Below are 20,093 nucleotides of genomic sequence, written 5' to 3'. Positions count from 1 at the left end.
CGAAATTCAACATTCTTTGTTCGATATTTTTCGGTTCGGTTGGTGGATTGGATGGATTGACGGTTTGAAACTGGAGCCCCAATCCTGTAATTCATTCATCCATTAATCCAACGATAAGGAATCTGATATGGAAAATGTTGTAATCATTGGAGCCGGTGCTGCCGGTCTGACGGCTGCGGTTTACGCTGCCCGCGCCAATCTGGCGCCGCTCGTGATTGAAGGCATGCAACCGGGCGGACAGCTTACCACCACCACTGAAGTCGAAAACTTTCCGGGCTTCCCGGACGGCATCGACGGCACCGAGCTGATGGACAAGTTCAAGGCGCAGGCCGAACGTTTCGGCGCAAAGTTCCTGCAATATGACGCCGTTCAGAAGGCCGATTTTTCCAAACGTCCGTTCAAGCTGGAAATGATGGCCGGCGACCCGATCGAAGCAAAGACCGTTATTATCGCTACTGGTGCAACAGCAAAATATCTCGGCATCGAGTCCGAGCAAAAATTTATGGGCCGAGGCGTTTCCGCCTGCGCCACCTGCGACGGGGCTTTTTACAAGGATGTGCCGATTGTGGTGGTTGGCGGCGGCGACACCGCTTGCGAAGAAGCGATGTTCCTGACGCGCTTTGCGTCGAAGGTTACGCTGGTGCACCGCCGCGATGAGCTGCGCGCCTCCAAAATCATGGCCGACCGCACCGTCAACCATTCGAAAATCGAGATGGCCTGGAATTCCACTATTGAGGAAATTCTCGGTGACGACACCGGTGTGACCGGCGTGCGGATCAAAAACGTGAAGACCGGCGAAACGACGGATATCGAAGCGAAGGGCTACTTCTCAGCCATCGGCCACAAGCCGAACACGGACGCGTTTAAACAGCTCGATATGGACGAAGTCGGCTATCTGATCGCGGACGGCGTAAAGACCAAGTATGAAGGGGTCTATGCAGCGGGCGATGTGTCTGACGCGATCTACCGCCAGGCGGTGAGCGCTGCTGGAACGGGCTGCGCCGCCGCGCTGGAAGCCGAGCGCTTCCTCGAAGCGCAAGGGGAATGACGGAGAATTTTAGATTGCCGATTTTTGATTTGTAGAACTCAGTTGGCGTTGGCCTCTTAACAAGAAAAGCTGTCGCAGACCCGAAATTCAAAATTCAAAATTCAAAATTCAAAAATAAAGAATGGGTTAATTAACTAGGAGAAACAGACATGGCTATCAATTGGGGTATCACCGAAGAGCAGCAGGAAATCGTCGATCTGATCGACGATTTCGGTAAAGAACGTATTGTTCCGGTTCGTGCGGAACTCGACGAAAAGGGCATCTTTCCGGCAGATCTGTTGAACGAACTTGCACAAATGGATTTGATGGGGCTGTACATCCCCGAAGAATACGGCGGATTCGGCGCCGATCAACTCGGCTTTTGCATGGCCGTTGAAACCATGTCAAAATACTGCATCGGCGTTTCCGTCTCCTACGCCGCCAACGCCCTCGGCGCCGACCCGATCATTATCGGCGGCTCTGACGAGCAGAAGAAAAAATACCTCTCTCCGCTGGCCTCCGGCGAAAAATGGGCCGCCTTCGGTCTGACGGAAGCCAATGCCGGCTCCGACGCGGGCGGCATCCAGACCTCCGCAGTGAAGAAGGGCGACAAGTATGTCCTCAACGGCACCAAGCAGTGGATCACCAACGGCGGCGAAGCCGACATCTATACCGTCTTTGCCGTCACCAACAAAGCCAAAGGTGCCCGCGGCGTTTCCTGTTTCATTGTTGAAAAGGACACCCCCGGCTTCTCCTTCGGCAAGAAGGAAGACAAGCTAGGCATCCGCGCTTCCGCCACCCGCGAACTCGTTTTTGAAGATTGCGAAGTCCCGGCAGAAAACCTGATTGGCCGCGAAGGCATGGGCTTCCTGCTCGCCATGAAAACATTCGACGTTTCCCGCCCGGGCATCGCCGCGCAGGGCGTTGGCCTAGCACAGGGCGCGCTCGACGAAGCCGTCAAGTATGCCAAGGTGCGCAAGCAGTTCGGCAAGCCGATCATTGCCAACCAGGGCCTGCTCTGGATGCTCGCCGAAATGTCCACCAAGGTGGAAACCGCGCGTGCCATCACTTACGCCGCCTGTCGCACGCTCGACGCCGGCATTAAGGACGTCTCCAAGATTTCCGCCATGTGCAAATACTATGCGGGCGACGTCGCCATGTCCGTCACCACTGACGCCGTCCAGGTGCTCGGAGGCTACGGCTTCATGAAGGAATATCCGGTCGAAAAGATGATGCGCGATGCCAAGATCCTGCAAATCTACGAAGGCACCAACCAGATCCAGCGCGACATCGTCGGCAACTCCCTCGTCAAGGAATACGCCTCGATCTAGCGGAGGGTCGCACGCCGTGCGACCGGGCGGACCGCGTCCGCCCCTCCAGCCAAACCCCGTCGTTTTCGGCGGGGTTTTTCTTTTCCGTGGCGGTGGACTCCGATCTGCCGTCTTCCATCCGCAGGGGCGCCGGATCGGAATCCGGCCCCACGCCGCTCTACGGACTTAGCGGCGGTTCGGCCTGAATGTGGTAGAAGCGGTTGGTGTCGGTTGCGCCGATGCCGTCCAGGTGCTCGGGGGCTATGGCTTCATGAAGGAATATCCGGTTGAAAAGATGATGCGCGATGCTAAGATCCTCCAGATCTACGAAGGCACCAACCCAATTCAGCGCGATATCGTGGGCAACTCCCTCGTCAAGGAATACGCCTCGATCTAGCGGAGGGTCGCACGCCGTGCGACCGGGCGGACAGCGTCCGCCCCTCCAGCCAAACCCCGTCGTTTTCGGCGGGGTTTTTGTGTTACGTGGGGCGGGGCGGCGAATCAATCTCCATAACACATTGCCATGTAGAATATGGCTCCCTACTATGTGTTTGATAGTGGGTTTTTGTTGGTTCGGGGTGGCTGGCTGGTTGGCTGGGGTTCCGCTTCGTGCCAGAGGATGCAACAGAACCAATGGAAAATACGGCGCGCCCGGGGGGCTGTTATGCCGTTCGGCGCAGACGCTCCATTGTGGCTTTTTCTGTTGTTTGGGGATGCAGTTCCCGCTGGTCGGGAAACTAACAACAGGAGAGAATAGATATGCCGCGAATTAAACTACTACCCATGCTGGCCCTGGCCTTCATGTCGCTGACCGCTTGGTCGCATGGTTCCGAAGCAGCCGGGGCCGTAAGCTTGGCGGATGTGGTTAATGTGCAAAAATATTTCCGGGCCATCCATGTGATGGCGATGCTGCTGGTCGGTTTCGGCTTTCTGATGGTGTTTGTGAAAAAATACGGCCGCTCGGCGGCCACAGCCACCTATCTGCTGGTGAGCGTGGCGATCCCGCTCTATTTCCTGAAGGACTCGCTGGGCATCATGGGCGGTGTTGAACTCGATATCGACCGGTTGATTCTGGCTGAATTCAGCGCGGCCGGCCTGCTGATTTGCGCGGGCGCCGTGCTGGGCCGCTTGAAGCTGTTCCAATATATGCTGCTGGCGATCCTGTTTGTTCCGTGCTACTCGCTCAACGAGTGGATACTGCTCGAAGGCGGGCTGGGGCTGATTGAGCATGGCGCATTGGTCGATACCGGCGGCTCCATCGTCATCCACGCCTTCGGCGCGCTGTTTGGATTGGGCTCCATTTTTTCCCTCACCAGCAAAAAGGAATTCGAGACGCCCATCGAAGCCGATGCGACGAGCGACCGGTTTTCGCTGCTCGGCAGCATGGTGCTGTGGATTTTCTGGCCAAGCTTCTGCGCGGCATTGGTGGAGCCCTCGGCCATCCTCGGCACGGTCGTGAACGTAATCCTTGCCCTGTGCGGCTCCACCCTCGCGACCTACTTCGTTTCGCTGGCGCTCCGCAAGAAAGTTTCCGTGGCGGATATTGCCAATGCAACGCTGGCCGGCGGCGTGGCCATTGGCTCCACTTGCGACCGCACCGTTCCGGCCATTGCATTTGCGATCGGCATCGGTGCGGGCGCAATTTCCACCTTCGGCTTTGCCGTAATCCAAGACAAGCTGCAAAACCTGATCAAGAAGACGGACACTTGCGGCGTATTGCATCTGCACGGCTTGCCTGGCCTGTTCGGCGGCTTGGTTGCGCTGTTTGTTGTGAAAGGCATCGACGTCGGCGCGCAGCTTTCAGGAATTGGAATCACCATTGTGCTGGCGATTCTGACGGGGCTCGTTGCCGGCAAGCTGCTGTCGTTTGCCGGCAGCCGCATCACTCCCTATGACGACGAAGAGGAGCTCGACTAAAGGTGAATCCTTCCTAGGCCGCCACCCCTCCAGCAAGCGCCTGTTCGCCGGGGTTTTTTGTTGCGTGGGTTGGAGTAGATGCAAAAAAAAGCCCCGGCGCGCTTTTCCGGGGCCGCTGGGCATCAGGAGCTTTATGCGTATTATTTGCCTGTCGATCATGAGTCAACACAATCTGGACAAGGGCATCTGTTAGCGATTTACACCTCCGTGTCGCCAGCTTAAGGGAAACTCCCTCAATGTTTATGGACAGCTTTGGGCGCAAAATGTTCTGAAAAAACGCCGGCTTATTTCCCGCGGCTGAGGATGGGGTAGAAGAGGATGCGCGGGCAGATGAAGACGGCGGTGAGGGCGATCATCAGTCCGATCCAGCTCTTGGCGCTTTCTGCCATAAACAGCGCGGGAATGATGACGGCCATGCCGAGCAGCATCCATGCGGTGAGCAGGCCCTTGGTGTGACGTCCCATAATTTGCGGGATATTGAAGAAGAGGTCGAACACCCAGTGTTCGAGCAACGCGCCATGCTCGCCAAAGACGGGGATGATGTGAACTACCGAAGTGGCGCGCAGGCTGACAAGGAAACGTGCGAGGTGCGGATAGGTGGTGGTCATCTGCAATGGGAAAGCGAGGTAGCCGATGTATTTCACGAACGAGAGCGGGCAGGCGACGAGGTAGTCGCGCCAGTTGCGTTCGCGGATCATCAGATAGACCACATAGAAGCCGCGGCAGAGTGAGCCGGGCGAGATCGGCGTGACCTGGAAGAGGGCGACCACGCCGGCGAAGGCCAGCGACGCGTCAGTCTTCGTTCCGCCTTTGCTGAGCACGTAGGCGGCAACAAATCCGCCGGTGATGACGCTGACGATCTGGGTGACGGGGATGGTGCAGAAGTGCACCGCCATGCTCTTGAGATATTTGACGATGTAGGGCTCTTTGATGATGGAGACGATGTGATCGTGCTCCTCTTTGGAGAGCATGCCGTCTGCTTCGCCTTCGGCGACTTGGTCGAGGAACCATTTTTCGCGGAAGGCTTCGTCTCTGGCAAAGTCGTAGATGAATTTGAAGAAGGCCACGAAGCCGTTCCATGCGATGATCGGGCGCAGCGCCAAGCGATGCAGTCCAATCGGCAGCAATCCGACGGTAAAGCGCTCAAGGAAAAACAGGCCGGGCTTTTCGGCGAGTTTGCGGGTGCGCGCTTCGTCGGTGCGTCCGGCGCGGTGCCAGCTGATCAAGTCGTGCGCAGCGCGTGCCTTGAACGCCATTTTGAAATAGTCCGGCTTGGTGAAGATGCCGAGCATATGCTGGCGGAAGGCTTTGCTGCCCCAGCGCTGGCGGATCATTTTTCCGAGGACCGGGACGGCGCCGAGCAGATGGAAGAATGAGAAGGCCAAGCCGCCCTGGCGCAGTTTTTCAGCGAAGGCTTCATCGACGAGGTCGTCGGCCAAATAGCCTTCTACGAGTCCGGCGATGACGTCTTTCTGCAGCGCTTTGTCGAAGGTGATCCGCAGGCCGTGGTGGGTGATGTCGGGCAGGGAGCGGCGATAGGCGCGGTCTTGGGTTTTCAGCTCGTCGATCATCGGCTGAACCTCTTCGAACACCTCGGGATGTTGGGCGATAAAGGCATCCATTTTGGCAAGGTCGCAACGGTCGAACTGTACGAGGGTGTGGCGTTTAAACAGGCCGTCGAAAATGAGCTTAAAGTCGCCGGGGCTCATAGGCAGCCACGGGAGGAGGGCGAGGCCGGCGCGGAAGTCGATGGCGCAGAGGCCGCCGTCTTCGGTGTCGGTGCGCTTCATGCAGTTGGGCTGGCTCTTCATCGTCGACCACTCGTACTGGCGGGCAAATTCAGGGGCGCCCAGATCGTGCATTAGCTCGACCATGTCGCGCATGAAGCGACGCTTGTCGACATATTCGGGGCTGCCGGTTTCTTCGAGCGGCACGTTTTTCCAGTCAAAGCGCTTGGCAATGTCTTCGTCGGCTTCGAGGTTCCACATGCGGCCTTCGACCCATTCGGTGATTTCGCCGTAGGCGTTGAGGTTGGCGTCCCAAAATGAGGCGTACGCATCCTTGACGGCGGTTGTGCGGCCAAACTTGATGAGGCCGGCTTGCCGAACGAGCTTTTGCCAGGCGAGGCCGGCGCGGCAGGCGCCATGGTTGACCTGCGAGCTGAACGGCCCTTGGAAGGCGAGCCAATAGGTGGTGTTGCGGAACCAGCGGGAAAAGGCGCTCGGGGGAATGACAATCTTAACGGCGTAAAGCTTGCCGCGCTCCAGACCCGGAATGTCTTCAGGAAGATCGAGCCCGGTGAGCTTGCAGCGGTAGACCTGCCCGGCGAAGCCGCCTCCGAGGAATTTATCGACTGTTAGCTCGGCTCGGCCTTCAATGGCCGGAAGCACTCCGGTGATGTCGATCGGCAGCACGGTTCCGTTTTCATAGCGGACAGGGCGGTGGACGATTTTCAGCAGCGGATCGCCCGCGGCGGCGGCCAATGCTGCGCATAGTTCGGATGAATATTTTTTTTTCGCCATGTTTCCCCTAAATCGAAGCTGCAAAAACAATTCGAACCATGCCAAAAGCAATATGGGATGACAAACCCTACTGAAGGTTAAAAGACGGATGCACCAAACGTGAAAGGCGCATCATTGACACACAATTTCACTTGCGCGCCCCGTGAACTTGAAGCATATTCTCTCGATCTTCAGGGCAGGGTGAAATTCCCGACCGGCGGTGACAGTCCGCGAGTTGCTCCAATGTTTGGAGCAATAGGATGCAGTGAAATTCTGCAACCGACAGTAAAGTCTGGATGAGAGAAGATGGATTCGCGCAGCGTTGTGCATTTCCCAAAAAGCCCTGAAGGCGTACGCCCTTTAGGGCTTTTTAGCTGGAAGGTATAAATATGAGCGACAGTATATTCGATCCGATCGAGGATGTGATAGAGGCATTCCAAAACGGCGGAATCATCGTAATGACTGATGATGAAAACCGTGAAAATGAAGGCGACTTGATTTGCGCCGCGGAAAAGACCACGCCGGAAGTGATCAACTTCATGATTACCCACGCCCGTGGCTTAGTCTGCGTGCCGATGGAGGATGACCAGCTCTCACGGCTGGGCTTGTCGCACATGGTTCCGGCGCATTCGTCCGATAAATACCATACGGCGTTTATGGATTCGGTGGATGTCCGCGAGGGAACCACCACCGGCATTAGCGCCGCCGACCGCTCCAATACCGTTGCGGCATTGATTTCTGAGACGAGTCAGGCGGCTGACTTCATCAAGCCCGGCCATTTATTTCCGCTCAAGGCGGTTCCGGGCGGCGTGTTGGAGCGTGCCGGCCATACTGAGGGCACGGTCGATTTTTCCCGGATCTGCGGCATGAAGCCCGCCGGCGTCATCTGCGAAATCATGAAGGACGACGGCGAAATGATGCGCGTCATCGAGTTGCGCAAGTTTGCCGACAAGCACGGCCTGAAAATGACGGCGGTTTCGGAAATCGTTAAATACCGTTATCTCCACGAGCCGCTTATCCATCTTGAGCGCGAAATAAACATGCCGACCGATGCCGGCCCGTTCCGCTTGAAGCTCTACAGTTCTGTCGTCGATAACAAGGATCACCTTGCGCTGGTGTGCGGCGATGCAGACTCAGGAAAGACGCCGTTGGTGCGCGTGCATAGCGAATGTTTGACCGGCGACGTGTTTCATTCCATGCGGTGCGACTGCGGCGCCCAGCTGCACGCTGCCATGCATGCGGTTCAGCAGCATGGCTATGGTGCCGTCGTCTATATGCGCCAGGAGGGCCGCGGCATTGGCCTGGCCAAGAAGCTGCACGCCTACGAGCTGCAGGAAAAAGGCATGGACACGGTCGAGGCCAACGAGCACTTGGGCTTCAACGCCGACCTGCGCGACTACGGCGTCGGCGCCCAGATTCTGCATAATTTGGGCATGACCCAAGTCAATTTGCTGACGAATAATCCGGCGAAGATTTCTGGATTGGATAAATACGGCATCGAAATCGCCGAACGCGTTCCGCTGGTGTTTCCACCGTCGGAGCATAACGGTTTTTACCTGTCGACCAAGCGCGATAAGATGGGACATATTATTTAGTGAGACGTGAGGCGTGATGTTCCGGTCACGACTCATTCGTCACGCAAGGAGTTTGTTATGGGAAAAGGGATTTCAAAAGCGATTGAACGAATAGAAGGCATCGGTGCCAATCAGGTTGTTGGCAACCTTGATGCTTCGGGCATGCGGTTCGGGATTATTGTTGCGCGGTTCAACGACGAGCTGACCGACGAGCTGGCGCGCAGCGCCTATCAATGTTTGGAAAAAAATGGGGCCAAGCGCGAAACCATCGATATGGTCCGCGTGCCGGGCGCTTACGAAATCCCCGTGGTTGCCGAAAAAATGGCGGCTAGCGGAAACTATAATGCTCTGATTGTGCTCGGCGTGGTGGTTGAAGGGGAAACGCAGCATGCCCAGATGATCATCGACACCACCGGGCAGAGCATCCTTGATATTGCCTGCCGGCATCAGCTTCCGGTCATCAATGAAATCGTCGGCGTCCGTAGTTGGGCGCAGGCCGAGGCGCGTTGCCTCGGCGGCGAAAACACCCGTGGGTGGTATGCGGCTGAAGCCGCCATCGAAACCGCCCGCGTCTACAAACAAATTGGATAACTTTAATGCAGAAGAAAAAAGTCAACGGCCGGCGCGAGACGCGCGAATGGATCATGCAGTTTCTTTTTCAGCTCGATTTCAATCCTGAGCCGATCGATATCGCACTGAAGGATTTTTGGGAGGAAAAAGAGCCCAATGCCCGCGAAAAGACGTATGCCGAGGAAGTCATCAAGGGCGTGGTGCAACACAAGGAAGAGCTGGATGCGAAGCTTTCGGAATATGCCACCCGCTGGAATTCCGACCGCATGGGCGCTGTCGACCGCACCGTTATGCGCGTGGCCCTGTTCGAAATGCTTTACCGTGAAGACGTCCCGCCGGTGGTTTCCATCAACGAAGCCGTCCATTTCGCCAAGGACTTCAGCAGCTTTCAGTCCGGCCGCTTCGTGAATGGGGTGCTCGACCGCATCCGCAAAGAAATCGACCGCCCGGCCCGCACCACCTACAAGCCCAAGGGAGGCAAGTAATGGCTGGCTGGCTTGGCGCGCTTTCCAAGACCCGCAGCATCATTAAGCAGGCTTTTTCGCCGTCGGCCACCGAGGCCGGCGAGCTGAACGTTGAAGAGCTCGAAGAAATCCTTCTGCGTTCCGATGTGTCCGCGCGGTTGGTGATGGATATCGTCGATGAGCTGGAATCCGCTCCGCGCAAAGCTTCGCGTAAGGAATTGCTGCGAGGCATGCTGTTGGACGCGCTGGGGGAAGGCCCGGAGTTTGCCTGGCCGACCGGCCAGAACGCCTATGTACTCATGCTGCTCGGAGTAAACGGTTCCGGCAAAACGACCACTGCTGCCAAGCTGGCCAAGAAGGCCAAGGGGCAGGGGCTCAAACCCATGCTTTGCGGTTCCGACACCTTTCGCGCAGCTGGCTCCTCGCAGCTTAAGCTGTGGAGCGAAAAAGTCGGGTGCGACTTTGTCGGCGGCGAGATGGGCTCCGACGCCGCCGGCGTGGCGTTCAATGCAGTGGAAGCGGCGCTTGCAAAAGACTGCGATGTTGTGCTGGTGGATACGGCCGGACGCATGCACACCAAGACCCCGCTCATGGACGAACTGCCTAAAATGTGCCGCGCCATGAACAAACGGCTCGAAGGCGCGCCTCACGATGTTTGGATGGTGCTCGACGCCTCTCTGGGACAGAACGCGATCATCCAGGCCAAGCAGTTCAACGAAGTGGTGCCGCTCACCGGCATCGTCGTCACCAAGCTTGACGGCTCCTCCAAGGCAGGCTTTCTCTTTTCCGTGCGCTCCGAACTCAACGTGCCGATCCTTTTCACCGGCCTCGGCGAAGGCGAGGACGATCTTGTCCCCTTCAGCCGCGAAGAATTTGTGGATGCTCTATTCGGAGATGCGAATGAAGAATAAACACGAAGGCACTAAGAACACGAAGAATTAATTTGTGGCATCTTAGTGGGCTATGAGTCTTAGTGTTTACAAGTTATGACTGTTGACGAAAAACATATGATGCGGGCGATTGAGCTGGCGAAGCTGGGCGAGGGGATGACCCGCCCGAATCCGCCGGTGGGCGCCGTGCTGGTGCTCGAAGACTACATCGTTGCAGAGGGCTGGCACCATAAAGCCGGCGAAGACCACGCCGAGCGCGATTGTCTGGGCAAGCTCCCGCCGATTGCCACCTCGCTGAAAAACGCCACGCTCTATGTTACGCTCGAACCCTGCTCGACCCATGGGCGCACGCCGCCTTGCACCGACCTCATTCTCGAAAAGGGCATCGGCCGTGTTGTGGTGTCGGTTGTTGATCTAAATCCCGCACACGCTGGACGGGGACTGGAAATTTTAAAAGAAGCTGGCGTTGAGGTCGTCTCTGGCGTTTGCGAAGCCGAGGGACGCGAACTGATCGCCCCGTTTGAAAAATTCATCACCACCGGAATGCCGTACGTTACGCTCAAGCTGGCATCGACGCTCGACGGCAAGATTGCCGACCGCAACGGCGACTCCAAATGGATCACGGGGGCCGAAGCGCGCGAGCGGGTGCAAGAAATGCGCCTCCGGGCGGATGCCGTTATGGTGGGCGCGGGAACCGTGCGCGCTGATGATCCGTCTCTGCTGCCCCGGCCTTCCAATGGTCGGAAACCTTGGCGGATTGTCGTTGGAAAAAACATTCCGGCCGGCTCAAAAGTGCTGACGGATGAAGACGCAGAGCAAACGCTGGTGCGCGAAGGTTCGCTGAGCGTGATTTTGAAAGAGCTGGCGGAAAAGCATGATGTGATGCATGTCCTCTGTGAGGGGGGCGGTCAATTGGCGGCGGGACTTATTGAAGTGGGGCTCGTTGATGAGTTTGCCTTTTTCATCGCGCCGAAGCTGATGGGCGCCGACGGGCTTCCAAACTTTGGAAAAACCGGCGGGTTGATTTCCGATGTGAAAAACTTGAAGTTCCAATCGTTGGAGCAGGTCGGCAACGATATTTTGATTAAAGCGAAACAGGAGAAATAGATATGTTTACAGGCATTGTTCAGCGTTTGGGCAACATTACCGATATTAAGATGGAAGGCACGGCGGGGCGCATCACGATGGTGCCGAACCGGCCGTTCGACAAGACCGTTGGTCTGGGCGACAGCATTGCGGTCAACGGCACCTGCCTGACCGTGGCGGCGATAGAGGACGAGAAACTGATGTTCGATGTGCTTGGCGAAACCTTCGACAAAACCAACCTCGGCGAAAAGAAGCCGGGCGATCTGGTGAATCTGGAGCAGGCGCTGGCGTTGGGCGATACGCTGGGCGGCCATATTGTAACGGGTCATGTCGACAACACCGGCATTGTAGCGAAGGTCGACCAGGTCGGGCGCGACTGGAAATTCACCGTCGAAACCTCGCGCGATATGCAGATGCTGATGGTCTACAAGGGCTCGATCGCCATCGACGGCATTTCGTTGACGGTTGCAGAACTGACCGACAACGGCTTCATCGTCTACATTATCCCGCACACGATTCAGGAAACGGACATGTCGGAATTCAAGGTTGGTACCAAGGTGAACCTTGAAGCTGATATTCTTGGCAAGCACGTTCAGCGCATTCTCGAATTCGGCGGCGGGCAGGACTACCGCCTTAATCTGAACGGCTAGAGTTCCCTAAAAGGGAACCTTGTGTTGACGCATCTTGCGGAGTCTGCTTTTATGCATGTGGTCAAAAGGAAGACATTGGTCGAGTTTTGGCGGAAACATGCGAATTCCGAGGCTCCCTTGGTGGGATGGTACCGTGAAGCGAAGTCGGCTCGGTGGAAAAGTCCTCAGGATATAAAAGACCACTATCGATCAGCGGACTTTCTTCCGGGAAACCGAGTCGTTTTCAATATTGGCGGAAACAAGTACCGGCTGGTGGTGAAGATTGCCTATGTGCCCGGCACGGTTTATATCCGATTTATTGGAACCCATGCTGAGTATGACAAAACCAATGCGGAAACAGTGTGATGAAAGCACGGGTAATAAAAACCGAAAAGGAAAATGATGAGGCATTGGCTCGCATTGAGCAGTTGATGGAGCTTGAACCGTCGCCCGAAGTGGTGGACGAAATCGAGCTGCTCTCAACCCTCGTCGAGCTGTACGAAGACAAGGCCTATCCCGTCCCGTTCTTGAATCCCCTTGATGCCATTCGTTTCCGCATGGAGCAGCAGGAGCTCAAACAAAAGGACCTCATTCCATACATTGGAAGCAAGAGCAAGGTATCTGAGGTGTTGGCGGGGAAACGCTCGCTGAGCCTGTCCATGGTTCGGAGACTGCACGAAGGCTTGGGAATTCCCTTGGATGTTTTATTGGGGAGCAAAGAGATCAAGCTAGGGATGGTTGCTGAAGAGCCATTGCAGTATAGAACCCGTCGGGAAGATCCATGATGCGCTATTCATTTTTATTTCTGTTGATTGCATCCCTTTGCGGGTGCCGGGCTCCGGCGCCTAAACACCGGCATGTGCAGCAGCCAAAGCCGAAGAGGGAAGCGGTTCGGCAGAAGCAGCTGTTTATCGTGATCGACGATGCGGGGCTGGCGCTGAGCGAGGTGCAGCACTTTCTGGACATCCCGGTACCCATGACCATTGCCGTGCTGCCACACCAAAAGCAGACGCGCGAGGTGTGTGGCGCTTTAGCTCGCGATCCTAAAAAGGAAACCATCCTCCACCAGCCGATGGAGGCGCGCGACGCATCCAAGAATCCGGGCATAGGGGCAATCTACAATACAACGCCTCCAGCTGAGGTGCGGGTCATTCTAGACAGCAGCCTGGCTTCGGTGCAGGGGGCAGTGGGCATGAATAACCACATGGGGTCGCGGGTGACGGAAAATCCGGTTTTGCTCGATGAAATCCTTCGCTACTGCAAAGCCAGCGACCTGTTGTTTCTTGACAGCAAGACGGCCTACAACTCGATGGTGGAACGCGTGGCGGACCATCACGGCCTCCACTTCGAAGAACGCGACATTTTTCTCGATATCCAGCACGACCAGGAATATGTCCGCCGCATGTGGGGCAAGTCGGTGGCCCATGCCCGCGAGCACGGCTATGCGATCGTCATTGGCCACGCCTGGTGCAAAGAAACCGCCGCGGCCATCAACGACAGCTACGAAACCTTGCGGAACCAAGGCTACACCTTCCACAAGCTCTCGGAGCTGTATAAATAATCTGCAACTAAAAATTAGTTGCATGAGTGGAGGGTCAGGAGTATTGAATGGGCAGGCACGAAAAACTGGTTGCTCGGTTTGAGAAAATCCCAGCTGCTTTTACATGGGACGAGCTATGCCAGCTGCTGTCGGGCTGTGGCTTTGATGTATTGAGCGGGGCTGGATCTAGATTTAAGTTTACACACGCTGAGAGGAAACGGGTGATCAGCCTTCATCGGCCTCATCCGGTTAATATAGTGAATAAATATGCCTTAAGGCAGGTATATGAAGTTTTAAGACAGGATGGATTAATCAAATGAAACCGCTTCAGTATAAAGGATATTTAGGTTCGGTGAAGTGCAGCGTTGATGACGATTGCCTTTATGGGAAAATTCTTTATATCAACGATCTGGTAAACTACGAGGCAACGTCTCCTGTTGAGCTGAAACAGACTTTTGAAGCGGCGGTTGACGATTATCTCCAGACGTGCGAGCAGCTCGGGAAGGAGCCTGAAAAGTCGTTCAAAGGGTCGTTCAATGTGCGCGTGTCTCCTGAACTGCACCGGGAAGCGGCTACCCAAGCGGCTATTTATGAAGAATCGCTGAATGAATTTGTTGCGCAAGCTGTTCGGGAAAAGGTGGCGCGCTATGGATCGGAGCCTTCGGAATGAGAGCTCCACGCGTTGAAAACCGCTCGGTGCTGGTGACGGGATGCTCGTCGGGCATCGGTTTGGCGACGGCGGAGCTGCTGCGCTCCAAGGGTTGGACGGTTTTTCCGACGGCGCGGAAGCTGGAGGATTTGGATGCGCTCCGGCTGGCGGGCTTCGATGCCATTAAACTTGATGCAACCGACAGCACATCGATCGCCACTGCGGTTGAGCGGGTGCTGGTCAAGAACGACGGCAAGCTGGGCGCGGTGGTGAACAATGCGGGTTTCGGCATGCCGGGCGCGATCCAGGATTTGACGCGCGACGCGATGCGCTATCAGTTCGAAGTGAATCTCTTTGGCTTGCAGGAGCTGACCAACCTTCTGATCCCCGTTTTCCGCGAGCAGGGCTGCGGACGCATTGTGAATATTAGCTCGGTGGTGGGGCGGTTGGCGCTGCCGTTCATGGGCATCTATTCCGCCTCCAAGTTTGCGCTCGAAGCGGTCAGCGACGCCCAGCGCGTAGAGCTTTCGCCAGATGGAATCGGCGTGTCGCTGATTGAGCCCGGGCCGATCCGTACGCGTTTTTCGACCAACTGCGCAGGACAGGGCGAGGAAAAGCTGGATGCGGGCGCTTCGAAATTTGGAGCGGCGTATAAACAGTATTTTGAAAAGCGGCGCAACGGAGGGATGGGCGAAGACCGGTTTCGCCTGCCTCCAGAGGCAGTGGCGCGTAAGATTCTGCAGGCCTTGGAATCCAACCGGCCGAAAATCCGCTACAAGGTGACCCTTCCTGCCTATTTGGGCGATTGGGCGGCGCGTTTTGTGCCGGCGGGATTGATTGACCGCATGATGATCGGCCACGTGAAGAAGCGCTTTGGTTGATCTTGGCAATGCGCGGATCCTTCCTATACTGAAACCATCTCATTTGGAGGCTTGTTTCATGAAAAAGACGCTGTTCCTGCCGATGCTGTGCGCTCTGGCTTTTGCTGGATGCTCCTCCGTTTACGTTAAAACGGACTACAGTGAATCAATGGATTTTTCCCCGTTCAAAACGTATGCCTGGCTGCATGCCGTACAGCCGAAAACCGGCGACGCTCGGTTGGACAACGACTTGACCGACGCGCGCATAAGGGCGGCGCTTAACCAGACGCTGCCGGACAAAGGGCTGGTGTTCGACGAAGACAATCCTGATGTCTTGGTGGCCTATTTCGTGGATGTGACGCGCCGGATTGGCGGCAACACAATGGCGTTCGGCATGGGCTATGGCCAGCGGGGGCGGCGTTATAGCGCTATCGGATACGACACCGCCATCTATGATTATGAGGAGGGGGCGCTGACGATCGACATTATCGATGCCCAGACCCAAAAGACCATTTGGCGGGGCAGCGGATACCGCAACACCTACAGTGGCTCGAACCCCGAAAAGGCCACGGAAATCATCAACTCGTCCGTGGCACGGATTCTTAAGAAGTTTCCTCCGAAATAGCCGGATCTATTTTCTGGCGTTTGAAATATGCTTCAGCATATCCGCGGCTCGGGAAGGGTCGGTTCTTTTAAGGATTTCAGCTTCCTGCTTTGCGCGGTCCCATTGCTTCAGCTGAAAGTAGGAGAGCGAGAGCATGTAGCGTGCATCAGCAAAATTGGGATCCAGTTTCAGGGCAGCGGTGCAAGCCTGGGCGGTTTCGGTGTACTTGCCTAAAGAATAGTAGGCCAGCCCCATGTTGTATTGAGCGTTTTTGGCATTCGGGTCGGCCTGAACCGCCTTTTGGTATTGTTCAATCGCTTGAGCATATCTTTTCTCAGCGTGCAACTTGGCCCCTTCGCCCATAAATTGTACTGCTCTGGACAGATCAGCCGTCGGCGCCGCCCTTCCGCCGAGGCGCGCAATCGCTTGTTTGGCTGCTTCGACGTGGCTGCCGTCCGTGGCCGTCCTTTGGAGGTAGTCCTTGTACCATCCCATCGCCGCGCTTTTGTTGCTCAGCCACTGTTCGTAGATGGCGCCAAGGTTGTATGCAGCGGGGGCATAGTTGGGATGTGTTGCGAGAATTTGCTTAAGCCGATTGATGGCGGCATCGCTGTTTCGGCCGGCATGCAGTTCAGAGAGTGCGAGTGCATTTTGAGCGGCTGGCGTGCGCGGATTAATCGATGCGGATTTGGCCGTTGTCTGCACGGCGCCTGCCCAGTTGCTCTTCTGCATTTCAATGAGTCCAAGGATGGTGAGGGCCGTCTGGTTTTGCGGGTTTTCGCCCGCCACGTTGTTCAGTGCCATTTCCGCTTCGGCAAGGCGTCCTTCATGAAACAGCGCAATGCCGAGGTTTAGATTGGCGCCGGTCAGTTCCTCGGAGAGCGAGCACGACTTGCTGAAGGCTTCCGCGGCGGCGCCGTCTTCTTGGAGCTCCCATAGAATGAGACCCAATTGGTTCCAGGCCGCCGACTTCTTTTCGTTGCCGGACGATTTGCGGATGGATTTTTCCAGCAAGGTCCGCGCGCGGACCAAATCGCCCTTTTCCCACGCGGACATCGCCTTGGAATATTCTTTTTCGCCGGACCGTTCGCCGCAACCGGCAAACATGGCCAGCACCAGGCAAATGCTTCCGATCACCACTGCTGTCTTTTTGTTTTTCATGCTTCTGAAATCCCTTTAACCCAGACCTGTCGGGTCCGCGGTCCGTCAAATTCGCAAAAATAGAGGCTTTGCCATGTGCCCAGCTGCAGTTGTCCGCCGGAAACAATCACCTGAACGGACGAACCCATCATGCTGGCCTTAACGTGCGCAGCCGTATTGCCTTCGGAGTGGCGGTAGCCGCCGTTCCATGGAACAATTCGGTCGAGCACCAGTTCCATGTCTGAAGTCACATCCGGGTCGGCGTTCTCGTTAATCGTCACGCCTGCCGTCGTGTGGGGGATGAATACCGTCACTACGCCGTCAGCAAAACCGTTATTTTGCACAATGGAAGCCACTTGCTGGTCAATGTTTACAAAATCGGTGCGGGCACCGGTTTTTATCGAAAACTTCTTCATGACATACACCTTATCCAAACGTTGGAAACATGAAAGCGGAAAGTGGTTGGCGAAGGGGAAAAAGCAACATCCAGACGTTCGAGGGTAACATCTAACTCCCACGATCGTGGGAGTTAGATGTTACTTGCTCGAGGGGGGATGAGGGTAAAAACTTGCTAGCGGGCTTCCCTTTTTTTCCTTCAAGCCCTTTAATCAGCACTCAATTAAAAGGTTCGGGGATTGGAGATTCTTTCAAATAATTTTTTAGCTCTAGCAGGGATGGCGTTGCTGCTGTGCTGCTCGGCTTTTTTTTCGGGCACGGAGACGGCTTTGTTTTCGCTGACCCGCGAGCAAGTGAAAAAACTACGCCACGATGGGCGCCATGTTGAAAAGCTGCTGGCTTTGCTGTCAGCGAATCCTTCGGGGCTATTGATTGCGATCCTGTTCGGCAATCTGGTGGTGAACATTCTCTTTTTCTCCATGAGCGCGGTGCTTGCCTTAAACATTGCCAAGCAATATGGAGATTGGTGGCAGGCTGTTGTTGGGTTCGCCGTGCTGCTTCTCGTGATTCTCGTGGGGGAAATCCTGCCGAAGGCGATCGGCATTTCTTTTCCCGAACGCGTCGTGCGCCTGAACTCGCTTCCGTTGCGCAGTTGGTTCCGCTTCATGGGGCCGGTGCGCGTGGCATTGGAACATGTCACCCGTCACATGGAGCCGCCGGAGCAGCACGACAACCGGCTTGATGCCGCCGAGTTCAAGACGCTGGTCGAAGTCACCCAGCATGACCCCTCCTTCGGGAGGCAGGAAAAGGCGATTGTCGAGGATATCGTCAATCTGCCCGAAATTCGTGTGCGGGAGCTGATGGTTCCCCGCGTTAAGCAGCTGTTCCGCCGGGCGGATGCGCTCGCCGGCGAAGCATTGGCCGAAGCGGCCGAGCGGGAAATTGAACTCATTCCCATCTATGAAGAAGATGAGGACAATATTGTTGGCTTCGTAGAGGTGCGCGACCTGTTTGTGGATAGTGATCCAGACCGTCCGCTATCTGATTTTGCGAATCCGGTCCAGTTTGTGCCGGAGGCGATGCGGGCCGATGAAATGCTTCGCCAGTTTCTTGCCGAAGGTTTGCGAATGGTTTGTGTGGTCGACGAGTATGGCGGCCTTGCCGGTACCGTTTGCCTCGAAGATTTGTTAGAAGAGGTGGTGGGCGAGTTCGATGTTATGGATGCCCCTGAGTTTGAGCAACTCTCGGAAACGACCTACCGCCTGCTGGGCAGTCTCGGGGTTCGTGAGTGGCGCAGCCTGTTCGTTGGCTTCCTTCCCGACGAAATGATGCGCGACCTTGCGCTGGACACGTTGAGCGGGCTGGTGGTTTCGCTGCTCAAGCGGATGCCGGTTCCGGGCGATGTGGCGCATGTGGGCAATTTGCGGTTTACCGTCGAGCAAGTGCGTTCGAATCGGATCGAGTCGGTGCTGCTGGAGTTGGAGTCCAACGGCGGGGGGGGCGAATCATGATGGTTTGGACGATCCTCGCCATTTTGGCCGGGTTTCTGTTCTCGGCCCTGTTTTCCGGGGTGGAGACGGGGAGTTATATGATCAACCGCATCCGCTTGCGTCATCGCGAGCGCGAGCGCCGGCCCTCTGCATTGGTGCTCTCGAAGTTGATGCGCAACTCCCATATCTTTATTTTCACGGTGCTCATCGGCAACAACATCGCCTGCTTCCTGCTCTCCAAAGAGGTCACCGATCTCTACTTGGCCGGCGGGCTCGAAGCGGGGCGCATGCTGTTCGGCTTCATCCCATGGAGCGCCGAGGCCGCCGCTACGCTGACGCTGATGTTCCCGCTGTTCCTCTTCGCGGAAGTCGGCCCGAAAAATCTGTTCCGTAAAAAGGCCGACTCGCTCATGTACCGCTTGGCCGGGCTGCTGCGCCTAGTGGTCTGGTTCTTCTACCCCGTTACGTGGCCGCTCACGCAGCTGTTCCGCTTGCTGACCCACGGCATGGATGATCCCGGCCGCGAGCTTCACCGGCTTTCCCCCGATGCGCTCAGAGAATATTTTTCAACCGGCGAAAAGGACGGGGTCATTTCCTCGTTCCAGAACCGGATGATGGACAACGTTACCTCGATGCACCGGGTTTCGGTGCGCGTGCTCATGACGCCGTTCCAGAAAGTGCCGCGGCTGCCCGATACCGCAACGGTGGCCGATTTCAAGCGGCTGGCGGCGCAACGCGGCGAACCCTATGCCATGTTGATGCACAAGCATGCCGTGGTTGGGATCATCTCAATGTTTGCCGTGGTCAACCGCAAGCTCGAAGACGGGGAGCGACTGAAGCCCTATGCCGAGGATGTGCTCAGCGTGCAGGATAGCCGCAACTTAAAGTCGGCCTTTTACCGCTTGCGCCGCCATCCGCGCCACTGTGCGGTCATCGTCGATGCCCACCGCCATCCCGTCGGCTTCATCCGCCTTGAGGATATTGCGCGCTACCTCACGCTTAAATAGGGGCGGTCTACTTGGCGAGCAGCTTGCGCATGCGGTGCAGGCTTCCGGCGTTCACCACGTTGGTATAGCCCGCTTTGTTCAACGTCCGTTTGGCCGATGCCGAACGTGCGCCGCTGTGGCAGTAGACAATGATTGCTTTGGACTTGTCGGTTTTTTGCTGGCCGATAGCTCCTGCAATGATGTCGTAGGGAATGTTCAGCGCGCCGTCGATATGCCCGCCGGCAAACTCGCCCGCGGTGCGGGTGTCGATCACCAGTGCGCCGCTTTTAATTAATGCAGGAACATCGGCGTCTTTGTCTGCGCCTCCGCCAAAAAGAAGATTTGCAAGAATACCCATGGTGATTGCCGCCAGTCCTAGTTTTAGTGGTGTTTTCATTTTTTCTGCCTTTGCTCAGATCAGCCTGTCCGGCATCCGAATCAACAAGGCGTCGTCCTCCGC

At 56.3% G+C, this 20,093-nt stretch carries 22 protein-coding genes, 1 pseudogene and 1 riboswitch; of the genes and pseudogenes, 19 read left to right on the top strand and 4 right to left on the bottom strand.

What is annotated here, in order from left to right; genetic code table 11:
• Positions 1–127 precede the first annotated feature (127 nt).
• The 4 genes and pseudogenes from trxB (at position 128) to SCARR_RS14795 (ending at position 4,254) form a co-directional block, all read left to right on the top strand.
• Positions 128–1,048, top strand: a complete 921-nt coding sequence (gene trxB, locus SCARR_RS14810; protein WP_136062452.1) for a thioredoxin-disulfide reductase — start codon at positions 128–130, stop codon at positions 1,046–1,048.
• Between the two features lie 155 nt (positions 1,049–1,203).
• The gene (locus SCARR_RS14805; protein WP_136064631.1) at positions 1,204–2,358 is read left to right on the top strand and encodes an acyl-CoA dehydrogenase family protein; all 1,155 of its coding nucleotides are present in this window, start codon (positions 1,204–1,206) and stop codon (positions 2,356–2,358) included.
• A gap of 217 nt (positions 2,359–2,575) precedes the next feature.
• A pseudogene (locus SCARR_RS14800) lies at positions 2,576–2,734 on the top strand (acyl-CoA dehydrogenase family protein); the annotation flags it as partial.
• Between the two features lie 362 nt (positions 2,735–3,096).
• The gene (locus SCARR_RS14795) at positions 3,097–4,254 is read left to right on the top strand and encodes an ammonium transporter family protein (protein WP_136062451.1); all 1,158 of its coding nucleotides are present in this window, start codon (positions 3,097–3,099) and stop codon (positions 4,252–4,254) included.
• A gap of 284 nt (positions 4,255–4,538) precedes the next feature.
• Here SCARR_RS14795 and SCARR_RS14790 read toward each other — a convergent pair whose 3' ends face one another.
• Positions 4,539–6,776: a hypothetical protein gene (locus tag SCARR_RS14790; RefSeq protein WP_136062450.1), complete on the bottom strand. Its 2,238-nt coding sequence runs from the start codon at positions 6,774–6,776 to the stop codon at positions 4,539–4,541.
• Between the two features lie 162 nt (positions 6,777–6,938).
• A riboswitch (FMN riboswitch) is annotated at positions 6,939–7,067 on the top strand.
• Between the two features lie 89 nt (positions 7,068–7,156).
• Between SCARR_RS14790 and SCARR_RS14785 the strand changes: the two genes are divergently transcribed.
• From SCARR_RS14785 to SCARR_RS14725, 13 genes are all read left to right on the top strand, one after another.
• Positions 7,157–8,350, top strand: a complete 1,194-nt coding sequence (locus SCARR_RS14785) for a bifunctional 3,4-dihydroxy-2-butanone-4-phosphate synthase/GTP cyclohydrolase II (protein ID WP_136064629.1) — start codon at positions 7,157–7,159, stop codon at positions 8,348–8,350.
• A gap of 57 nt (positions 8,351–8,407) precedes the next feature.
• Positions 8,408–8,920 carry a 6,7-dimethyl-8-ribityllumazine synthase gene (ribH, locus tag SCARR_RS14780; RefSeq protein WP_136062449.1) on the top strand — a complete coding sequence of 171 codons (513 nt, stop codon included), beginning with the start codon at positions 8,408–8,410 and terminating at the stop codon, positions 8,918–8,920.
• A gap of 5 nt (positions 8,921–8,925) precedes the next feature.
• Positions 8,926–9,384: a transcription antitermination factor NusB gene (gene nusB, locus SCARR_RS14775; RefSeq protein ID WP_136062448.1), complete on the top strand. Its 459-nt coding sequence runs from the start codon at positions 8,926–8,928 to the stop codon at positions 9,382–9,384.
• On the top strand, positions 9,384–10,274 hold the full coding sequence (gene ftsY / locus SCARR_RS14770) for a signal recognition particle-docking protein FtsY (RefSeq protein WP_136062447.1): 891 nt from the start codon (positions 9,384–9,386) through the stop codon (positions 10,272–10,274). The genes nusB and ftsY overlap by 1 nt, the downstream gene beginning before the upstream one ends.
• 75 nt (positions 10,275–10,349) lie before the next feature.
• A complete protein-coding gene (gene ribD, locus SCARR_RS14765; RefSeq protein WP_136062446.1) occupies positions 10,350–11,360 on the top strand; it encodes a bifunctional diaminohydroxyphosphoribosylaminopyrimidine deaminase/5-amino-6-(5-phosphoribosylamino)uracil reductase RibD in 1,011 nt (336 codons plus the stop codon).
• A 2-nt stretch (positions 11,361–11,362) separates the two neighbouring features.
• Positions 11,363–11,989: a riboflavin synthase gene (locus SCARR_RS14760; protein ID WP_136062445.1), complete on the top strand. Its 627-nt coding sequence runs from the start codon at positions 11,363–11,365 to the stop codon at positions 11,987–11,989.
• A 51-nt stretch (positions 11,990–12,040) separates the two neighbouring features.
• Entirely contained in the window at positions 12,041–12,334 is a 294-nt protein-coding gene (locus tag SCARR_RS14755) for a type II toxin-antitoxin system HigB family toxin (protein ID WP_136062444.1), read from the top strand.
• Positions 12,334–12,753, top strand: a complete 420-nt coding sequence (locus tag SCARR_RS14750) for a helix-turn-helix domain-containing protein (RefSeq protein ID WP_136062443.1) — start codon at positions 12,334–12,336, stop codon at positions 12,751–12,753. The genes SCARR_RS14755 and SCARR_RS14750 overlap by 1 nt, the downstream gene beginning before the upstream one ends.
• The gene (locus SCARR_RS14745) at positions 12,750–13,529 is read left to right on the top strand and encodes a divergent polysaccharide deacetylase family protein (protein WP_136062442.1); all 780 of its coding nucleotides are present in this window, start codon (positions 12,750–12,752) and stop codon (positions 13,527–13,529) included. Before SCARR_RS14750 ends, SCARR_RS14745 begins: the two co-directional genes overlap by 4 nt.
• A 47-nt stretch (positions 13,530–13,576) precedes the next feature.
• Positions 13,577–13,828: a type II toxin-antitoxin system HicA family toxin gene (locus SCARR_RS29300; protein WP_136062441.1), complete on the top strand. Its 252-nt coding sequence runs from the start codon at positions 13,577–13,579 to the stop codon at positions 13,826–13,828.
• Positions 13,825–14,178 (top strand): type II toxin-antitoxin system HicB family antitoxin, encoded by a 354-nt coding sequence (locus tag SCARR_RS14735; RefSeq protein ID WP_136062440.1) that lies wholly within the window; start codon positions 13,825–13,827, stop codon positions 14,176–14,178. The genes SCARR_RS29300 and SCARR_RS14735 overlap by 4 nt, the downstream gene beginning before the upstream one ends.
• Positions 14,175–15,038 (top strand): SDR family NAD(P)-dependent oxidoreductase, encoded by an 864-nt coding sequence (locus SCARR_RS14730; protein ID WP_136062439.1) that lies wholly within the window; start codon positions 14,175–14,177, stop codon positions 15,036–15,038. The genes SCARR_RS14735 and SCARR_RS14730 overlap by 4 nt, the downstream gene beginning before the upstream one ends.
• Before the next feature lie 58 nt (positions 15,039–15,096).
• The gene (locus SCARR_RS14725; protein WP_136062438.1) at positions 15,097–15,642 is read left to right on the top strand and encodes a DUF4136 domain-containing protein; all 546 of its coding nucleotides are present in this window, start codon (positions 15,097–15,099) and stop codon (positions 15,640–15,642) included.
• Between the two features lie 6 nt (positions 15,643–15,648).
• Here SCARR_RS14725 and SCARR_RS14720 read toward each other — a convergent pair whose 3' ends face one another.
• Together SCARR_RS14720 and SCARR_RS14715 are read right to left on the bottom strand one after the other, a co-directional pair.
• Complete coding sequence (locus SCARR_RS14720; RefSeq protein WP_136062437.1) at positions 15,649–16,782, bottom strand: tetratricopeptide repeat protein; 1,134 nt, start codon at positions 16,780–16,782, stop codon at positions 15,649–15,651.
• The gene (locus SCARR_RS14715) at positions 16,779–17,177 is read right to left on the bottom strand and encodes a secondary thiamine-phosphate synthase enzyme YjbQ (RefSeq protein WP_136062436.1); all 399 of its coding nucleotides are present in this window, start codon (positions 17,175–17,177) and stop codon (positions 16,779–16,781) included. Before SCARR_RS14715 ends, SCARR_RS14720 begins: the two co-directional genes overlap by 4 nt.
• 258 nt (positions 17,178–17,435) lie before the next feature.
• On the opposite strand from SCARR_RS14715, the gene SCARR_RS14710 reads away from it, so the two are divergent.
• Positions 17,436–18,668, top strand: a complete 1,233-nt coding sequence (locus tag SCARR_RS14710; RefSeq protein ID WP_281281220.1) for a hemolysin family protein — start codon at positions 17,436–17,438, stop codon at positions 18,666–18,668.
• On the top strand, positions 18,665–19,654 hold the full coding sequence (locus SCARR_RS14705; protein WP_136062434.1) for a CNNM domain-containing protein: 990 nt from the start codon (positions 18,665–18,667) through the stop codon (positions 19,652–19,654). Before SCARR_RS14710 ends, SCARR_RS14705 begins: the two co-directional genes overlap by 4 nt.
• A 7-nt stretch (positions 19,655–19,661) precedes the next feature.
• Here the strand turns inward: SCARR_RS14705 and SCARR_RS14700 are convergent, their stop codons facing one another.
• Entirely contained in the window at positions 19,662–20,030 is a 369-nt protein-coding gene (locus tag SCARR_RS14700) for a rhodanese-like domain-containing protein (protein WP_222846331.1), read from the bottom strand.
• Positions 20,031–20,093 lie beyond the last annotated feature (63 nt).

The sequence above is a fragment of the Pontiella sulfatireligans genome (genome assembly GCF_900890705.1).
GTDB classification, from domain to species: Bacteria; Verrucomicrobiota; Kiritimatiellia; order Kiritimatiellales; family Pontiellaceae; genus Pontiella; species Pontiella sulfatireligans.
The sequence above is the reverse complement of the archived record's forward strand: the minus strand, read 5'-3'. Positions and strand labels throughout refer to the sequence as shown.